Origin of the sequence: Arthrobacter sp. SIMBA_036 (assembly GCF_046535135.1) — a bacterium.
GTDB lineage: Bacteria > Actinomycetota > Actinomycetes > Actinomycetales > Micrococcaceae > Arthrobacter.
Genome location: NZ_JAWRXG010000002.1, coordinates 77,289 through 91,819, shown reverse-complemented (window position 1 = coordinate 91,819; position 14,531 = coordinate 77,289). Strand labels below are relative to the sequence as shown.

The following is a 14,531-nucleotide window of genomic DNA, read 5'->3' as shown; positions in this document are numbered from 1 at the left end:
CACCATGCCCCACGTCTCCAGACTCGACCGATCCATGCGCAGCCACGCACCATGGCTGTTCCTTTCGCCGCATCTTGACGACGCCGTACTGTCCTGCGGTGCCCTCATCGAGGCGCAGGCACAAGGGCGGGACATCATCGTTGCCACTCTGTTCACGGAAGCGGCGCTCGCGCCACACACCCGGGCGGCGCGTTCCTTCATGCGCCAGTGCGCCGTCACGGACGCCGTCGAGCTTTTCGCGGCCCGCAGAGCGGAGGATAGGGCCGTACTGACGTCGATGGGTGTCCAATCGATCCATTTGGGTGCTGTTGATGCGCTCTTCCGTCAACGGACGCGTCCTGCTCTGGGGAGCAGCGCCTGGGACAGGCTGCTTCCCGAACTGACCCACCGCTACCCTACGTACAGGTTTGACATCGCTATGGGAAGAATCTCCCGAGGAGACCGGCGTCTCACCCGAATGCTTCAAAACGACGTCGATGCTCTGATGACCGCAACAGGAGCAGATCTCCTTTTCTGTCCGGTGGGAGTCGGGAAGCACGTGGACCATCTGATCACCCGGGGGATGGGAGCCGGATACCCGGAGAAATTGGTCCTCTATTCGGATTTTCCCTACGACCTAGCATCCAACCCGGACCACGCGCGTCTGGCGAGCATGCAGTATCAGCCGTGGACGTGGAGCACCGGGCTCGAGGGAAAGCAGCCGCGGATCCGTCAATACGCGACGCAAGTGGATGCCTTGTTTCCCGCCGGGGTGATTCCAGAGAAAGCGGAAACCTATTTCGTTCCCCAGCACCAATGACGTCAGCAGCGTTCCTGGTTGTTTGAATCCACATTGCCGGGAGCGCTACTGAGCTGTTTCGGACCAACTTTGCACGTGTTGTTGTTGGTTATAGTGATGTTCCTTAAGCCGCCGTTGAAGTTGATCCAGGGACCGGGAATTCCCGAGAAGGTGTTGTTCCGCACCGCAACGTCGTACACGGGCGCGTTGCCGCCGTAATATCCCGTGACGATTCCGTCAGGTGAGCCCCAAAATTGATTGCCCTCAATAGTGATGTCATGGATTTCGTGCTGTCCGACGGCCAACTGCATGGCGGAACCATGGGATCCGCCGCGTACCTTGTTGTTTTTGTAGGTGACGGCGTAGACGGGGGAGCCGATCGTCTGGGCCACCAGACCGTCGTCGCCGTCGGCTCCTTGTCGCTGGTCTACCGTATTTCCCTCTACGGTGCCGTCGTGGGAATCGGTGATGTGGATCCCGTCCAGCTGGTCGTATTTTCCGCTGCTGGTCACCAGGGTGTCGTTGTTCCGGAGGCAGAAGTTGCTGCTGGACACTACTGCGATTGAGTACGTGAATGGGTTTCGGGTCCGAATTGAGTCAATCACTGCGTTGGAGCTGTTACGGACATCAACCAAGTATTCAGATAAGCGTCCAGAAGAGTTGCCATCCAGCTCGTCACCGCTTTGATCCGCCGTCAGCTGGGAGATGGTGACATTTTGCGCGCCGTTGGTAGTAATCAACGGGTGGCCCCCGAACGGTCCCTTGGACTTCAGGAAGTCAGGGCCCGCTTTAACGACCGTTGAAGCACCAGCTCCCTTAAGTGCGACGTTGCTCTTGAGGATCAGCGGCCTGTTCAACGTGAAGGTGCCAGCGGGCAGTGTGACGATCGCACCGCCGTCTGAGGAGGCGGAATCAATAAGTTGCTGAAGTTGCGTTGACGTGTCATCGGCGTCCAGATAACCACGTGGCGCCCACTCTTTTACCACCGTTGCCTTGCTCCCCGAAGCCAAGCAATAGTCGACTGATTGCGGCGCGCTTGCCCGGGGAATCATCGAAGCCGCTCCGAGTCCCACTGCGGTCACAGCAACCACAAGCAGCACTATTTTTGGAGCGGCAGACTTCATGGCATCAGCCTATCTTGCCGGGTTTCACGCTAATGAGCCGTACGGTGTCCTTAATCAGGCATGGCCCGGGCAGGAGCCCGGGCCATATGAAGCATCATGGGAAGTTTTAGCTTTCGCCGGCCGAGTCAGAGCGGCCCAGGACGGTCTGGGGAATCCAGAAAGCGAGCGCAAACAGGATCAAGCAAACCGCCATTGGCCAAACGTTGTCCAAGGTGAGGAAAGTAAGGGAGAAGATGGCGCCAAGGAAAAGGACCATCATGATGACGAACAGGATAATGCTCGTACCGAGGTGGTTCTCATTTTCAATGGGGGCGCTTGTTGCTTCCTTGGACATTCATTCCTCCTTGCCCCGCGGGGCTCAAAATCAGTTACGGACGCCTCAGTAGCTGGATGAACCTTGTTCACCGTTGACGATGGCAATTCCGGAACTCGCTCCGATACGTGTTGCACCTGCAGCAATCATAGCCTGTGCGTCAGCCAGCGAGCGCACTCCGCCGGAGGCCTTGACGCCCATGTCGGGGCCCACTGTCTTGCGCATGAGGGCGACATCCTCCGCTGTAGCCCCGCCGCCATTGAACCCGGTGGAGGTCTTGACGAAATCGGCACCGGCTTCTGCCGCCGCCTCGCATGCGATCACCTTTTGCTCATCGGTCAGCATGGAGGTTTCGATGATGACCTTCAGGATTGCTTCACCCGCATGGACTGTCTCAGCCACCGTTTTGATGTCGTCCACGAGCGCGCCTTTGTCCTTGGCACGTGCCGCGGCCATGTTGATCACCATGTCGATTTCGTTGGCGCCGTCGAGTACTGCGCCCCGGGCTTCGAAAGCCTTGACGTCACTCGGCGTGGCACCGAACGGGAAGCCGATCACTGAACACGTCAGCACCCCGGAACCTTTAAGGGCCTTGCGGACAGTCTTGACCCAGATGGGGTTGACGCACACCGATTTGAACTTATATTCCACAGCCTCAGCACAGACCTTGAGGATGTCATCCTCGCTGGCTTCCGGCTTGAGGAGCGTGTGGTCAATGTAGGCGGCGATGCTAGCAGGGGCGACGGCTTCGTAGCTCATGGGATCCTTCCGTGCAGGGCGTGGCCGGCCCGGTGGCCGCAGGGTTGTCACAGCCCGTCAGATGACCATCTTGCCACACCTGTCATGGTGGATTTGGGCGACGCCGGACGTTCTCACGCCGCTTGAAGGGCCTCCCGTTCGGCACCCATCGCAGCTGACAGGATGCCCGATGCGCACAGCATCGCCGAGGACTCCGCTGAGAGGAGCAAACCGAGCCGGAAGCCGTCACAGGATGCGGCATCGCCGATAGCCCAGATTCCAGGCAAGGAGGTGGCGAGGTTGCGCCCGACTGCGATGCCGCCGTCGTGCCCGATGTCGAGGCCGGCACTCAAGGCGAGCTCATTGCGGGCGACTCTTTCCTCGGCGATGACCACAAGGTCGCCCTTCATGCTGCTGCCGTCCTCGAAGAGGATGCCAGTGGCCCGGGTAGCGGGAACAGCCTCGGGAACCGCTGCGGAGTTGACGACGGCGGCTGGCCGAAGCGTTGTCCGCACGGGACGGACACCGCGGGCCCGCAACACAGCCTCGGCCTGGCCCGCAGCAGGTCCGGTGCCAACGAGGATGCCCAGAGGTCGGCGCCCCACGGTGCCGGCGATGTCCTTCACAGCCTCGCCGAGGCCGGCGGCGTCGTCGATGGTGGAGTAGCTGAGGCCTGCTTCGGCACCCGCCACCGGTGGGAGCACGGGCGCCGAACCGGTGGCGATGACGAGCTGGTCGTAGGAGAATTCCATGCCGTCCGTTGTGGTCACGATCTTGGCCCCTGCGTCGATGAAGCTTGCTGCTTGGCCGAAGCGGACGGAGACGTGGGGAAGTTCCGCTATTTCAAGGAGTGTCTGCGGGTAGTCGTCCCGGTTGCTGAGCAGTGTGATGGTTCCCCTGAAGGTGCGGTCGCCGCCGGCTGTTCCTGCGAGCCTCCGCACCAGCGCCTGCGCGGCGGGACCCGCCCCCGCAATGACGACGTGAGGGGAAACTTCGGACGGGGTAGCGGACATGTCTGGCCCTTTCGCTATGACCTGTTTGGTGCTGTTGATCATCAGCGTAGGGGGACTGCTTTTCGCGGGTGTTTCCGCGCTGTTGCCATTGATGGGCGATCCGTAGCGAGCTGTTTACCCGGCGGTAATAAGCTGCGTCACACGGCCGCGTCACACCGCTGCGTCAGGCGGCGACGGGGACTATGCGACGGTGACTATTCGTACCGCAGGGAGTCGATCGGATTTTGGCGCGCGGCACGGGCAGCCGGAAGCGTACCGGCAATGAAAGCTATGGCCATGACCAGGATGATCACTCCGGCGACAGGTCCGGGGGCGAAGCTGAGGATCTGCAGCCCGGAGAGATCGCTCAGCGGGCCACGGGCGAGGACGCCGCTGACCACGGTCCCCAGGCCGATGGCTACGGCTGATCCAATCAGGCTGCCGAGGAGCCCGATGAACGCGGCTTCTGTGCTGAACAGGGCAAAGACAGATCCGCTGCCCATTCCCATGGCCTTCATGAGTCCGATTTCGCGGGTGCGTTCCTGAACGGACATCAGCAAGGTGTTAACGATGCCGAACCCCGCGGCCACCAGCGCGATGATCGCGAAGGCGTCCAGGACGCCGATGATTCCATTGATGACCGTTTTCACGGTGCCGATGCGGTCATCCAACGTCTGGGCCGTGTAGCCAGCGGCGCTGAGTTGGGACTTCATGTCGTTGACGGCGCGCGAATTGGTGGGGGTGAAGGCTGCTGTGGCTGCGGTCCAGGTCTGGAGTCCGACGGCGGGCGCGCCGGTGTTCTGCGCGCCGTCGAGCGCCGTCGTGAGTGCCTTATTGGCAAGCGCGCCGCCGCTGCCGAGCAGGGCGTTTTCTTCCACGCCCTGGATTGTGGCCGTCACGGTGTGCATCGTGCCGGTGACGTCCAGGATCCCGATGGTGATGTCTTGGCCGATCGCGTGGGCGTTGTCAGTAAGCCCCAGTGGCACCACGTAGTTAGAAGGAAGGGTGATCTGGGCCTGGCTTCCGGTGTCGTCCATGGCCGTGCCGGCGGCCAGCGGGGGATGGGCTCCGGCCAGGGGACTGATGCTGAGCTGGTACTTGTCTTTGTTGTTCCACTGGATGTAAGCGGTGTTGAGCCGGGTGACGGGGGAAACGCTGGTGATTCCCGGAATGGTGGCCATTTTGTCGAGGTCGGCTTGGGTGAGGGCCAATTGGGTGGATCCTGGCCTTCCGCCCACGGCGATGACCCTGGTGTTCGGGTCGTACTTCTTTGGTCCGGATCCGGCGTCCGTGCTGGTGTCGGTCTTGGTAACGGTGAAGGCGTTGCTCGGCCCCACTGCAGCAATCTGGGCGTCTATGTAGTTGGAAATACCGGTACCCAGGCCGTTGGTGATGGTCAGGGTAAAAGCCCCGACGAAGATGGCCAGGATGGTCAGCGTGGTGCGGAGCTTGCTGCGGAAGCTGTTGGAGATTGCCGTTTTAATTGTTTCAAGCGGTTTCATGCCGCGTGCTCCTCATCGGTGGTGATCAGCTTCCCATCGCGGATGAAGAGGCGTCGGTTGAAGCGGGCTGCGAGGTCGTGGTCGTGGGTGACCGTGATCAAGGTGATGCCCTGGTTCTGGTTGAGGTCGAAGAGGATGTCTTCGACGATCCGTCCGGTGGCGGTATCGAGGTTTCCGGTGGGCTCGTCGGCGAAGAGGACCTGTGGGTTGTTTGCCAGGGCGCGGGCGATCACCACCCGCTGCTTTTGGCCGCCGGAAAGGTTGCCCGCCTTATTCCGGGCCTTGTCTGCCAGTTCAAGCTGTTCCAGGACGGCCATGCCGCGGATGCGCCGTTCCCGCGCGCCAACGCCTGCAATTTTCAGTGGCAGGACCACGTTCTCCAACACGCTGGAGGTGTGGTTGAGGAAGAACTGTTGGAACACGAAGCCGAACATCTGGTTCCGAAGGGTATTGAGCTTGCGCGCTGTCAGGGTCTTGGCGTCTGTGCCGCCAACGTGTACTTCACCTCCTCCGGGCGTATCGAGCAGGGCGAGCAAGTGCATCAGGGTGGACTTGCCGGACCCGCTCTTCCCTACGATGGCTACGGAATCACCACGGTCGATCTCGAGGGAGACGCCCTTCAGGGCGTCGAAGCGGTCCGGACCGCGACCGTACGTCTTAGTCAGGTCGCGGGTGGACAAAATCGGTACAGGCACAGAGGTTCCCATCAGGAGTCGCAAGCACTGGAGACAAGCAGTGCCAGAGCAGTAATAGGTAACCTACACGGCGAAACTTTCAGAATCCTGAGGGTTCCGAACCTAGGCCCGCAGCCGGTACCCGCGCTTCACCACGGTTTCAATGAGCTTTCCATCCGGGAGCGCGGAGCGGAGCCGGCTCACGGTCATGTCCAAGGCATGCACTGAACCGCGCAGATCCAGAAGGTCGGAGAGGGCCTCCCTGGACAGCACGGCACCGCCAGCCCCCAGGAGCGCCCTAAGGAGCAAGAGGGGTGCAGGGGCGAGTTCCACTGCTTTGCCGTTGATCCGCAGGCACCTCCCGCGCAACTCGATCGTGGAGCCCTTGGTCTCCAAACGGCGCACATGGTTCAACGAGAGATGTTCGGTCACCAGGCGGATGAGTGCACCCATCCGGTAGCGGTCCGGGATCAGTGGCGCCAGTCCGGCGTCGAGCAGTGGCTGCGCGGTGACCGGCCCGACGGCGGCAACGGTCACCGGCCCTTTGAGGGCGTCCACGAGTTGGCGGTACAAGCCCCTCTCGTGCGCGGTGCTCCACATGGCGTCCACTGCGGGAGCGCTTGTGAAAGTCAGGACGTCCAGGTTCCCGCTGCAGACGGCCTCGATCAGGCGGGGGAGTTTGTCCTCGCCGTCGGGCTTGACCCAACGGTAAGGCGCCACTGTCAGCACCGTGGCCCCGGACATCCGGAGCCGCTCCAGCTGCCGGACGTCGGTGTAGCCATGGAGCTGGACGGCCACGGTTTTGCCGCGGACTCCCTCCACCAGGAGCATGTCAACGAGCGTTGCGGTGGTTTCGTCGCTGCTGATTCCGACGTCGGCAAGGCCTGCCGCGCGCACGGCACCGCGGGCCTTTGGTCCGCGAACGAACATGCGGCACGCGGACAGTGTCTCGAGGAGTTGTTCGCCGATTCCAAAGGAGTCGGCAGCCTCGCACCAGCGGCGCATTCCGTAAGCCGTGGTGGCGATGCAGATGTCCGGTTTGGCTGCGATGATGGTGCGCGTGTCCTCGATCAGGACCATGTCCTCCTGGACGGGGGCGATCTTGAGCGCGGGAGCGTGGAGCACAGCCGCGCCACGGCGTTCCAAGGCCTCGATGAGGTCTTGGGAACGGCGGTGCGAGGTTACTCCGATGCGAAACCCGTCCAGCGGCAGGTCCGCGGGTTCGGCGAGTGCGGGAGTGGTGGCAGGGCCGACGGCTTCGAGGACGCGTGCAACAGTCATGTGTTCTTACCTTCAGGCTTCAATGAGTGAAGCCGCGAGCCGGCTCAGTTCAGCGGATGCTTCGGTGTGGTTTCGGTTGGCTTCGGCCACCCTGACTACCTCGCCGATAACCAGGACGGCCGGGTTGCTGCAGCCGCTCGCTGCCGTTTCAATCGTACCGAGATCGGCAATGGTGGTGCGTTGCCCGGGCCGGTAGCCTCGCTCCACTACGGCCATCGGCATCTCCGGTTTCATCCCGGCGCGGCGAAGGCCTGCCGCCAGTTGCGGAAGCGTGCCAATACCCATGAGCACCACGATCGTGCCGCCGAGCCCGGCCAGATGGGTGAGTTCCTTCTCGGACAGTGGCGCATGGCCGGACACCACCGTGAACATGTGGCTGACTTCGCGATGGGTCACAGGGATACCCGCGGCCGCCGGGACCGAAATGGCGCTGGTGACGCCTGAGATGACCCGTACCGGCACACCGGCGGCGATGCAGGCGGCCACCTCCTCACCGCCGCGACCGAACACATAAGGATCTCCACCCTTGAGCCGGACCACGTTCTTGCCCAGCAGGGCAGCCTCGACCATGAGCTTCTCGATGTCCCGTTGCGTCACCCTGTGCAGCCCCGGCTGCTTGCCCACATCGACCAGTTCCGCAGATGTCAGGGCATCAAGTTCCCGGTAGGGCGCCAAGCGGTCGTAAAACACGACGTCGGCATCCCGCAACGCCTCGACCGCACCGACGGTGAGAAGGGCCAGGGCGCCAGGTCCGCCACCGACCAAGGTCACGTGTCCTTCCGCGCCGGCGGGAGGTTCAAAGGCCACCGGGACTCCGGCCTCGCGGCAGTGCTGCACCAACGGAACCCAGCCCGGATCGCCGTCGTCCACTAGCGCGACGAGGAACGGCCTCTGGGGGAGGGGCCCGGCGTCCCCCATCCCGGGGTTCGATAGGCGGTGCACCACGGCGCCGGCGTGTTCGTAACGGCGGACGGCCTGCCGGGCGGCGCGGTCAGATCCGGCGACCCAAACGTTGCGGCCGGTGAGGTCAATGGTGAGCTGCACGGTTCCCCCTAGTTTTCGCCGGCGCTGTTTTGGATGGCGCTGTTTTGGATGCCGCTGCTTTGGCGGATCGGGATGCTCGACGCGATGAGCACGCCGCCCTTTTCTTCCTGAGTGGCAGGCCTGATCTGGCCACGCTCGGGAACAAAGGAGATGGATTCGTCCTTCTGGTCCGGTGCGTTGACGAAGGACCGAAAACGGCGCAGGCGCTCGGGATCCTTCAGGGTTTCGGCCCACTCATCCTGGTACGTGTCGATGTGTTTGGCCATGGCGGCTTCGAGCTCTTCGGCGATTCCCAACGAGTCATGGACCACCACCTCCTCAACGTGTTTGATCCCGCCGTCGAGCTCCTCCTGCCAGCGCGCGGTGCGCTGGAGGCGGTCCGCGGTACGGATGTAATACATGAGGTAGCGGTCGATGTACTTGAGCAGGGTTTGGTCGTCCAGGTCCTTCGCGAGGAGCTGCGCGTGCGCCGGGGTTGCCCCACCGTTACCACCCACGTACAGGTTCCATCCGTCGGCTGTGGCAATGACTCCAACGTCCTTTCCGCGGGCTTCTGCGCATTCGCGGGCGCAGCCGGAAACACCCATCTTCAGCTTGTGGGGGCTACGCAGACCCCGATACCGCAGCTCCAAGGCGATCGCCATCGCTACCGAGTCCTGCACTCCGAAACGGCACCACGTGGAGCCCACGCAGGACTTCACCGTCCGCAGGCTCTTGCCGTACGCCTGGCCGGACTCGAAGCCGGCATCCACCAGTTCTTTCCAAATCTCCGGGAGTTGTTCCAAGCGGGCACCAAACATATCGATACGCTGGCCTCCGGTGATCTTGGTGTACAGCTTGTACTTCTCCGCAACGGCCGCGATCACGCCGAGGCCCTTGGGCGTGATCTCGCCACCGGCAATGCGCGGAACCACGGAATAGGTGCCGTCTTTCTGCATGTTCGCCAGCGCCCGGTCATTGGTGTCCTGCAGCGAGCCACGGCCCTCATCAAGGACGTACGCGGAGTGCTGGCTGGCGAGGATGGAGGCGATGGTCGGCTTGCAGATATCGCAGCCCGCTCCGGTGCCGTACTTGGCCATGATGTCCTCGAACGAGGTGAGCTCCAGGACGCGGATGGCGTCAAAGAGTTCCTGCCGGGACAGGCTGATGTGTTCGCAGAGCGCCTTGGAAACCTCGATGCCGGACTTGGTCAGCTCACCTTCAAGGAGCTTCTTCAGCATCGGCACGCACGAACCGCACTGCGTGCCGGCGCGGGTGCAGCCCTTCAGCTCAGCCAATTCCCGCACGGGGGACTCGCCCTCGCAGGCACCGCAACCGTTAATGGCGTCACGGATAGTGCCCGCAGCCACGTTGTTGCACGAGCACAGGATCGCGTCGTCCGGGAGTTCGGTTTCCGGCGCTTCCCCTCCGCCGGCAGCGCTCAGGTATGCCCCCGGCTCGGCGGGAAGTTCACGGCCCAGAAGCGGGCGCAGACTCATGTACGGGGAAGCGTCGCCCACGAAAATGCCACCCAGCAGGGTCTTGGCGTCGTCGGTAGTGACGATCTTCTGGTAGACCCCACGGGCAGGGTCGGCGTAAACGACTTCCAGGGCGTGCTCGGTCTTGGCGAACGCGTCACCGAAGCTGGCAACATCGACGCCGGACAACTTGAGTTTGGTGGCCGTATCAAAGCCCGGGAACGTTGCTTCGCCACCGTGAAGGCGGTCCGCAACGATCTCCGCCATGGTGTTGGCCGGCGCCACGAGGCCCAAGCACATGCCCCCGTAGTTGGCCACCTCGCCGATGGCCCAGATACCGTCCACCTCCGTGGCGCAGAAGTCATTGATGACCACGCCGCCACGCTGGCCCAAGCTGAAGATCTGTTCTTCGCCCTCAGCCGCACGGAACAGGTCATCGCGCGGCCGGACGCCGATAGCGACGATCACGAGGTCCGCCTCGATGGTCCTGCCGTCCGCCATGAGGACACCGGTGACTTGGCCGTCGTCGTCCGTCAGTACCTCCGAGGGGAACACGCCGCCGTGGACTTCAAAGCCCTTGGCTTCGATGAGACGGCCCAACGCCTGTCCGGCACCTTGATCCAACTGCGTGTTCATCAGCCAGGGTGAGCCGTTGATGACAATGGGGGTCGCCCCAAGCTGTTCGGTGCCGGCAGCGGACTCAAGGCCCAACAAACCACCGCCAATGGTGACCGCTTTGACCTTCCGGCCCAATTTTTGGCGGAGCTCGGCAAGGGCCTTGTTGATGGCCCACACGTCCTCCAGCGTCCGGTACACATGGGTGTGCTCCGCCCCGGGAATGGGGAGGCGGGCAGCGTCCGAACCGGATGCCACAACCAGCTGGTCGTAGTGGTACTTGTTACCTGCGGCGGTGAGGACGCTCTTGCCAGCGGGATCAATCCTCACAGCGCGCTCGCCGGTGACCAGGGTCAAGGCATCGTGGTCCCACATGGAGGCCTCGCCCAACGTGAGGTCCACGTCCGCTTCCGTCAGTGCCCTGCTCAGTGCTACGCGGTCATAGGGCAGGTGGGCCTCTTCGGTCAGCACGGTGACCTGCCAGCCGTCAAGGCCTCGGGTGTACATGGCGTCAACAAAGCGGTGGGCAGCAGGGCCGCCTCCGACGACGACGATGCGGCGCGGGTTCCCTGCGCTTGAGGTGTGTCCGGTCACTGGTGGGCCTTTCGCAAATGCTGCAGACGGTTCTCCGCAGCTTGTGCTCCAGCCTAGGGACGGGCAATTTCGCTTCAGTTTCCCTTATGTTTCGTGATCTTAACTTCTGCATCACGAACGCATTTCCGGGGGCGTGAGGTCTCTTTTACCCACCCGACACAAAGGCGCACCGCCGGTGAAACACCCGGGTTTTAGCGTGGAGGGGTGGCCGCGACCGTGGCCGATGTCCCGGAATTGACGGCAGGAACGGCCGGCGTCCGGGCCCAGTGAGAGGGGCTGCAATGACCATAATTCTGGACCGCGCAAAGGACCTGGAAGCAACCGCTACATGGCACCGCGTGTGCCCGCTCGATGAATTGGAGCTTGCGTGGGGCGAAGCGGCCCTGGTGGCCGGCCGCCAAGTTGCACTGTTCCGCACCGCGGACGGCACGGTGTCCGCCGTCGCCCAACAAGACCCCGCCACCCTGGCAAATGTCATGGCGCGAGGCATCGTTGGATCCCGCGGGAACAGGCCAACCATCGCATCGCCGCTGCATAAAGAGGTGTACGACCTCCACACCGGTGAGTGCTTGACGCGCCCGGACCTGACGTTGCCCACGTTCGCCACCCGGCTGGTGGACGGCTACGTGGAAGTGGCACTTTAGGCCCGGTTCCTCACAGTCCTTACAAGCCCAGGGCCTCGCTGACGTCCCGCAGGACGTCGTCCAAGGACGCCCGCGCAGCCTGCCGGGCAGCGGGAAGTTCCGCTGCGGACTCCACGGGTTGGATGACTTCGAGGTAGCACTTCAGCTTCGGTTCGGTGCCGCTTGGCCGGATGATCACGCGCGTCTGGTCCCGCGTGAGGTACAGCAGTCCGTCCGTTGGCGGCAGGGCATCGCTGCCTTCGGCCAGGTCCGTGAAAACCTCGACGGCGGAACCCGCGAACGCTTCCGGCGCATTGACCCGCAGCCGGTTCATCATCGCGTCCAGAAGCCCCAGGTCAGCCACGCGGATGTTCAACTGGTCGCTCGCGTGCAACCCGTGGACCAGGTAGAGATCATCCAAGGTATCGAAAATTGTCCGTCCTTCAGCCTTGGCCGTGGCGGCAAGCTCAGCGATCAGGACCGCGGCCGAGATGCCGTCCTTGTCGCGGACCAGGTCCGGTGCCACGCAGTAGCCCAGCGCTTCCTCATACCCGTAGGTCAGGCCCGGCACGCGGGAGATCCATTTGAAGCCCGTGAGGGTCTCTTCATGGGCGAATCCTGCGGATGCGGCGATCCGGGCAAGAAGCCGTGAGGAAACGATCGAGTTCGCAAAGACCCTGGCACCCTGCTCCGCCTGTTCCCGGACGGCCAGCCTGGCAACGACATGAGAACCCAATAGCGCGCCCACTTCGTCCCCGCGCAGCATTCGCCAAGCTCCCGTCGCGGGGTCCAGTGCGGCGACTGCAGCGCGGTCGGCGTCGGGGTCGTTGGCAAGGACTATGTCCGCGCCCGACTCAGCGGCGGCCGCCAACGCCAGGTCCAGCGCGCCCGGCTCCTCCGGGTTAGGGAAGGCCACGGTGGGGAAGTCCGGGTCCGGCTCCGCCTGTTCGGCCACCAATGTGACGTCCGTGAAGCCGGCAGCCGAAAGCACCGAAACAGCAGTCTCACCGCCCACTCCGTGCATCGGGGTCAGCACGATTTTGAGGTCCCTGGCGGGGAAGTTCTCCCGATCCACCAGTCCTGCCATGGCTGTTTGGTATTCGGCAGTGATGGACGTCGGCAGCACCGTCCAACCGTCGTCTGCCAGCGTGATCGAGTCGAGCGTTCCGACGGCGTCGATCTTCGCCGCGATCCCGGCGTCGTACGGCGCCACGATCTGCGAGCCGCGGCCCGACTCCGGGACGGCGTGCCGCCCCAGGTAGACCTTGTACCCGTTGTCCTGCGGCGGGTTGTGGCTGGCGGTGACCATCACTCCGCCGTCACACTCCAGCTTCCTGACCGCGTAGGCCAGCAACGGCGTCGGCAGCGCGGCGGGCATGAGGAACGTCTCGAAGCCTGCAGCCGTAAAAATGGCCGCTGTTTCTTGGGCGAAAATATCCGAGTTGTAGCGGGCGTCGAAACCGACGACGGCGCGCGGCCGGGTCCCGGGGGCCGCAGCAGCTACGGCCTCGGTGAGGAAAGCCGCCAGGCCTGCCGCTGCCCGGCGGACCACCACCCGGTTCATCCGGTTGGGTCCGGGCCCGAGCGCTGCGCGAAGCCCTGCCGTGCCGAATTGCAGGGTGCCGTTGAAGCTGTCGGCCAGTTCCTGCCTCGCAGCCGCGTCACCAGCGGCGGCGAGGTCGGCCAGCTCCACGAGCGCGGCCGAGGTCACCGCATCGGGATCTTGGGCCGCCCACTTGCGGGCGTCGGTGAGTAGTTGGTCGAGGCCGGCATCGCTTGATGTCATAGGGACCAAACTATCCTCATTGGCCACCTCAACAGCAACGAGGGGTGAGATCTCGCCCTTATGAGTGGTCTTAAAGGGTGAGATCCCGCCCCTCGGCGGGAGTTAGAGCTTGGCGATGATCTCCGCCAGCAGCTTGGAGATGCGCTTGCCGGCAGTGTGGCCCGCCTCGAGGACTTCGGCGTGGCTCAGTGGCACGGGGCTGATCCCGGCGGCGAGGTTGGTGACAAGTGAGATGCCGAACACTTCCATGCCGGCGTGTCGCCCGGCGATGGCCTCCAAGGCTGTGGACATGCCCACCAAGTCCGCGCCGATCCTCTTGGCGTACTGGACTTCTGCCGGGGTTTCGTAGTGTGGGCCGGTGAACTGGGCATACACGCCTTCCTGCAGCGAGGGGTCGACCTCGCGGGCCAATCCACGCAGGCGGGACGAGTAGAGATCCGTGAGGTCAACGAACGTTGCTCCCTCAAGGGGGGACGTTGCCGTGAGGTTGATATGGTCGCTGATCAGTACCGGGGTGCCGGGGGCCCAGCCCTCGTTGAGCCCGCCGCACCCATTGGTGAGGACCAGGGTTTTGCAGCCCGCGGCAGCCGCGGTGCGCACACCGTGGACCACGGACCTGACCCCGCGGCCTTCGTAATAGTGCGTCCGGGCGCCAAGGACCAGTGCCCGCTTTCCCTCTTTGGTCAGTACGGACCTGATGGTTCCCACATGGCCCACCACGGCTGGTTTGTGGAAGCCGGGAACTTCCGATGCGTTCAAGGTGGCGGTCGTTTCGCCAATGAGGTCGGCAGCCTCCGCCCAACCCGATCCGAGGACAAGTGCCACGTCATGGGACTCGATCCCGGTCTCGGTTGCTATGAAGTCGGCGGCCGTGCGGGCGGCTTCGAAAGGGTCAGTGTTCATCAGCTCAGTGGTACTCACTGGTACAAGCTACCGTGCCCGCGAAGTACTTTGGTAGGCGCGGAATCACGGTCCTGGGTGGGCTGAGTGGCAGCGGACGGTGCAATGAG

General features: G+C 63.5%; 13 protein-coding genes. 2 read left to right on the top strand and 11 right to left on the bottom strand.

Annotated features, from left to right (window positions below; translation table 11 throughout):
* The first annotated feature begins 4 nt into the window (after positions 1-4).
* Positions 5-799 carry a PIG-L deacetylase family protein gene (locus SB659_RS03170; protein WP_284977721.1) on the top strand — a complete coding sequence of 265 codons (795 nt, stop codon included), beginning with the start codon at positions 5-7 and terminating at the stop codon, positions 797-799.
* A 2-nt stretch (positions 800-801) separates the two neighbouring features.
* On the opposite strand, the gene SB659_RS03165 is transcribed toward SB659_RS03170, so the two are convergent.
* The 9 genes from SB659_RS03165 to nirB all read right to left on the bottom strand — a co-directional run bounded on the left by SB659_RS03165 (position 802) and on the right by nirB (position 11,112).
* Entirely contained in the window at positions 802-1,902 is a 1,101-nt protein-coding gene (locus SB659_RS03165) for a glycosyl hydrolase family 28-related protein (RefSeq protein ID WP_410549455.1), read from the bottom strand.
* A 106-nt stretch (positions 1,903-2,008) separates the two neighbouring features.
* Complete coding sequence (locus SB659_RS03160) at positions 2,009-2,236, bottom strand: hypothetical protein (RefSeq protein WP_284977723.1); 228 nt, start codon at positions 2,234-2,236, stop codon at positions 2,009-2,011.
* A gap of 45 nt (positions 2,237-2,281) precedes the next feature.
* On the bottom strand, positions 2,282-2,974 hold the full coding sequence (deoC, locus tag SB659_RS03155) for a deoxyribose-phosphate aldolase (protein WP_284974435.1): 693 nt from the start codon (positions 2,972-2,974) through the stop codon (positions 2,282-2,284).
* A 113-nt stretch (positions 2,975-3,087) separates the two neighbouring features.
* Positions 3,088-3,966 (bottom strand): FAD-dependent oxidoreductase, encoded by an 879-nt coding sequence (locus SB659_RS03150; protein ID WP_410549454.1) that lies wholly within the window; start codon positions 3,964-3,966, stop codon positions 3,088-3,090.
* 194 nt (positions 3,967-4,160) lie between these two features.
* Positions 4,161-5,447, bottom strand: coding sequence for an ABC transporter permease (locus SB659_RS03145; RefSeq protein ID WP_284977728.1), 1,287 nt, complete (start codon positions 5,445-5,447; stop codon positions 4,161-4,163).
* Positions 5,444-6,154, bottom strand: a complete 711-nt coding sequence (locus tag SB659_RS03140; protein ID WP_410549453.1) for an ABC transporter ATP-binding protein — start codon at positions 6,152-6,154, stop codon at positions 5,444-5,446. Before SB659_RS03140 ends, SB659_RS03145 begins: the two co-directional genes overlap by 4 nt.
* Positions 6,155-6,244: 90 nt before the next feature.
* On the bottom strand, positions 6,245-7,402 hold the full coding sequence (locus SB659_RS03135) for a uroporphyrinogen-III synthase (protein WP_410549452.1): 1,158 nt from the start codon (positions 7,400-7,402) through the stop codon (positions 6,245-6,247).
* Positions 7,403-7,414: 12 nt separating this feature from the next.
* The gene (gene cobA, locus SB659_RS03130) at positions 7,415-8,446 is read right to left on the bottom strand and encodes a uroporphyrinogen-III C-methyltransferase (protein WP_410549451.1); all 1,032 of its coding nucleotides are present in this window, start codon (positions 8,444-8,446) and stop codon (positions 7,415-7,417) included.
* Between the two features lie 8 nt (positions 8,447-8,454).
* Positions 8,455-11,112 (bottom strand): nitrite reductase large subunit NirB, encoded by a 2,658-nt coding sequence (gene nirB / locus SB659_RS03125; protein WP_410549450.1) that lies wholly within the window; start codon positions 11,110-11,112, stop codon positions 8,455-8,457.
* Positions 11,113-11,393: 281 nt separating this feature from the next.
* Between nirB and nirD the strand changes: the two genes are divergently transcribed.
* Positions 11,394-11,756, top strand: coding sequence for a nitrite reductase small subunit NirD (nirD, locus tag SB659_RS03120; protein WP_410549449.1), 363 nt, complete (start codon positions 11,394-11,396; stop codon positions 11,754-11,756).
* A 19-nt stretch (positions 11,757-11,775) separates the two neighbouring features.
* Here nirD and SB659_RS03115 read toward each other — a convergent pair whose 3' ends face one another.
* Both SB659_RS03115 and SB659_RS03110 read right to left on the bottom strand, forming a co-directional pair.
* A complete protein-coding gene (locus tag SB659_RS03115) occupies positions 11,776-13,521 on the bottom strand; it encodes a phospho-sugar mutase (RefSeq protein ID WP_284977739.1) in 1,746 nt (581 codons plus the stop codon).
* A gap of 102 nt (positions 13,522-13,623) precedes the next feature.
* On the bottom strand, positions 13,624-14,424 hold the full coding sequence (locus tag SB659_RS03110) for a purine-nucleoside phosphorylase (RefSeq protein ID WP_410549673.1): 801 nt from the start codon (positions 14,422-14,424) through the stop codon (positions 13,624-13,626).
* Positions 14,425-14,531 lie beyond the last annotated feature (107 nt).

What these genes read in the sequence shown, in the direction of transcription:
- SB659_RS03170 (WP_284977721.1), top strand. Translation starts at nt 5, where the DNA reads ATGCCCCACGTCTCCAGACTCGACCGATCCATGCGCAGCCACGCACCA.
- SB659_RS03165 (WP_410549455.1), bottom strand. Translation starts at nt 1,902, where the DNA reads ATGAAGTCTGCCGCTCCAAAAATAGTGCTGCTTGTGGTTGCTGTGACC.
- SB659_RS03160 (WP_284977723.1), bottom strand. Translation starts at nt 2,236, where the DNA reads ATGTCCAAGGAAGCAACAAGCGCCCCCATTGAAAATGAGAACCACCTC.
- deoC (WP_284974435.1), bottom strand. Translation starts at nt 2,974, where the DNA reads ATGAGCTACGAAGCCGTCGCCCCTGCTAGCATCGCCGCCTACATTGAC.
- SB659_RS03150 (WP_410549454.1), bottom strand. Translation starts at nt 3,966, where the DNA reads ATGTCCGCTACCCCGTCCGAAGTTTCCCCTCACGTCGTCATTGCGGGG.
- SB659_RS03145 (WP_284977728.1), bottom strand. Translation starts at nt 5,447, where the DNA reads ATGAAACCGCTTGAAACAATTAAAACGGCAATCTCCAACAGCTTCCGC.
- SB659_RS03140 (WP_410549453.1), bottom strand. Translation starts at nt 6,154, where the DNA reads ATGGGAACCTCTGTGCCTGTACCGATTTTGTCCACCCGCGACCTGACT.
- SB659_RS03135 (WP_410549452.1), bottom strand. Translation starts at nt 7,402, where the DNA reads ATGACTGTTGCACGCGTCCTCGAAGCCGTCGGCCCTGCCACCACTCCC.
- nirD (WP_410549449.1), top strand. Translation starts at nt 11,394, where the DNA reads ATGACCATAATTCTGGACCGCGCAAAGGACCTGGAAGCAACCGCTACA.
- SB659_RS03115 (WP_284977739.1), bottom strand. Translation starts at nt 13,521, where the DNA reads ATGACATCAAGCGATGCCGGCCTCGACCAACTACTCACCGACGCCCGC.
- SB659_RS03110 (WP_410549673.1), bottom strand. Translation starts at nt 14,424, where the DNA reads ATGAACACTGACCCTTTCGAAGCCGCCCGCACGGCCGCCGACTTCATA.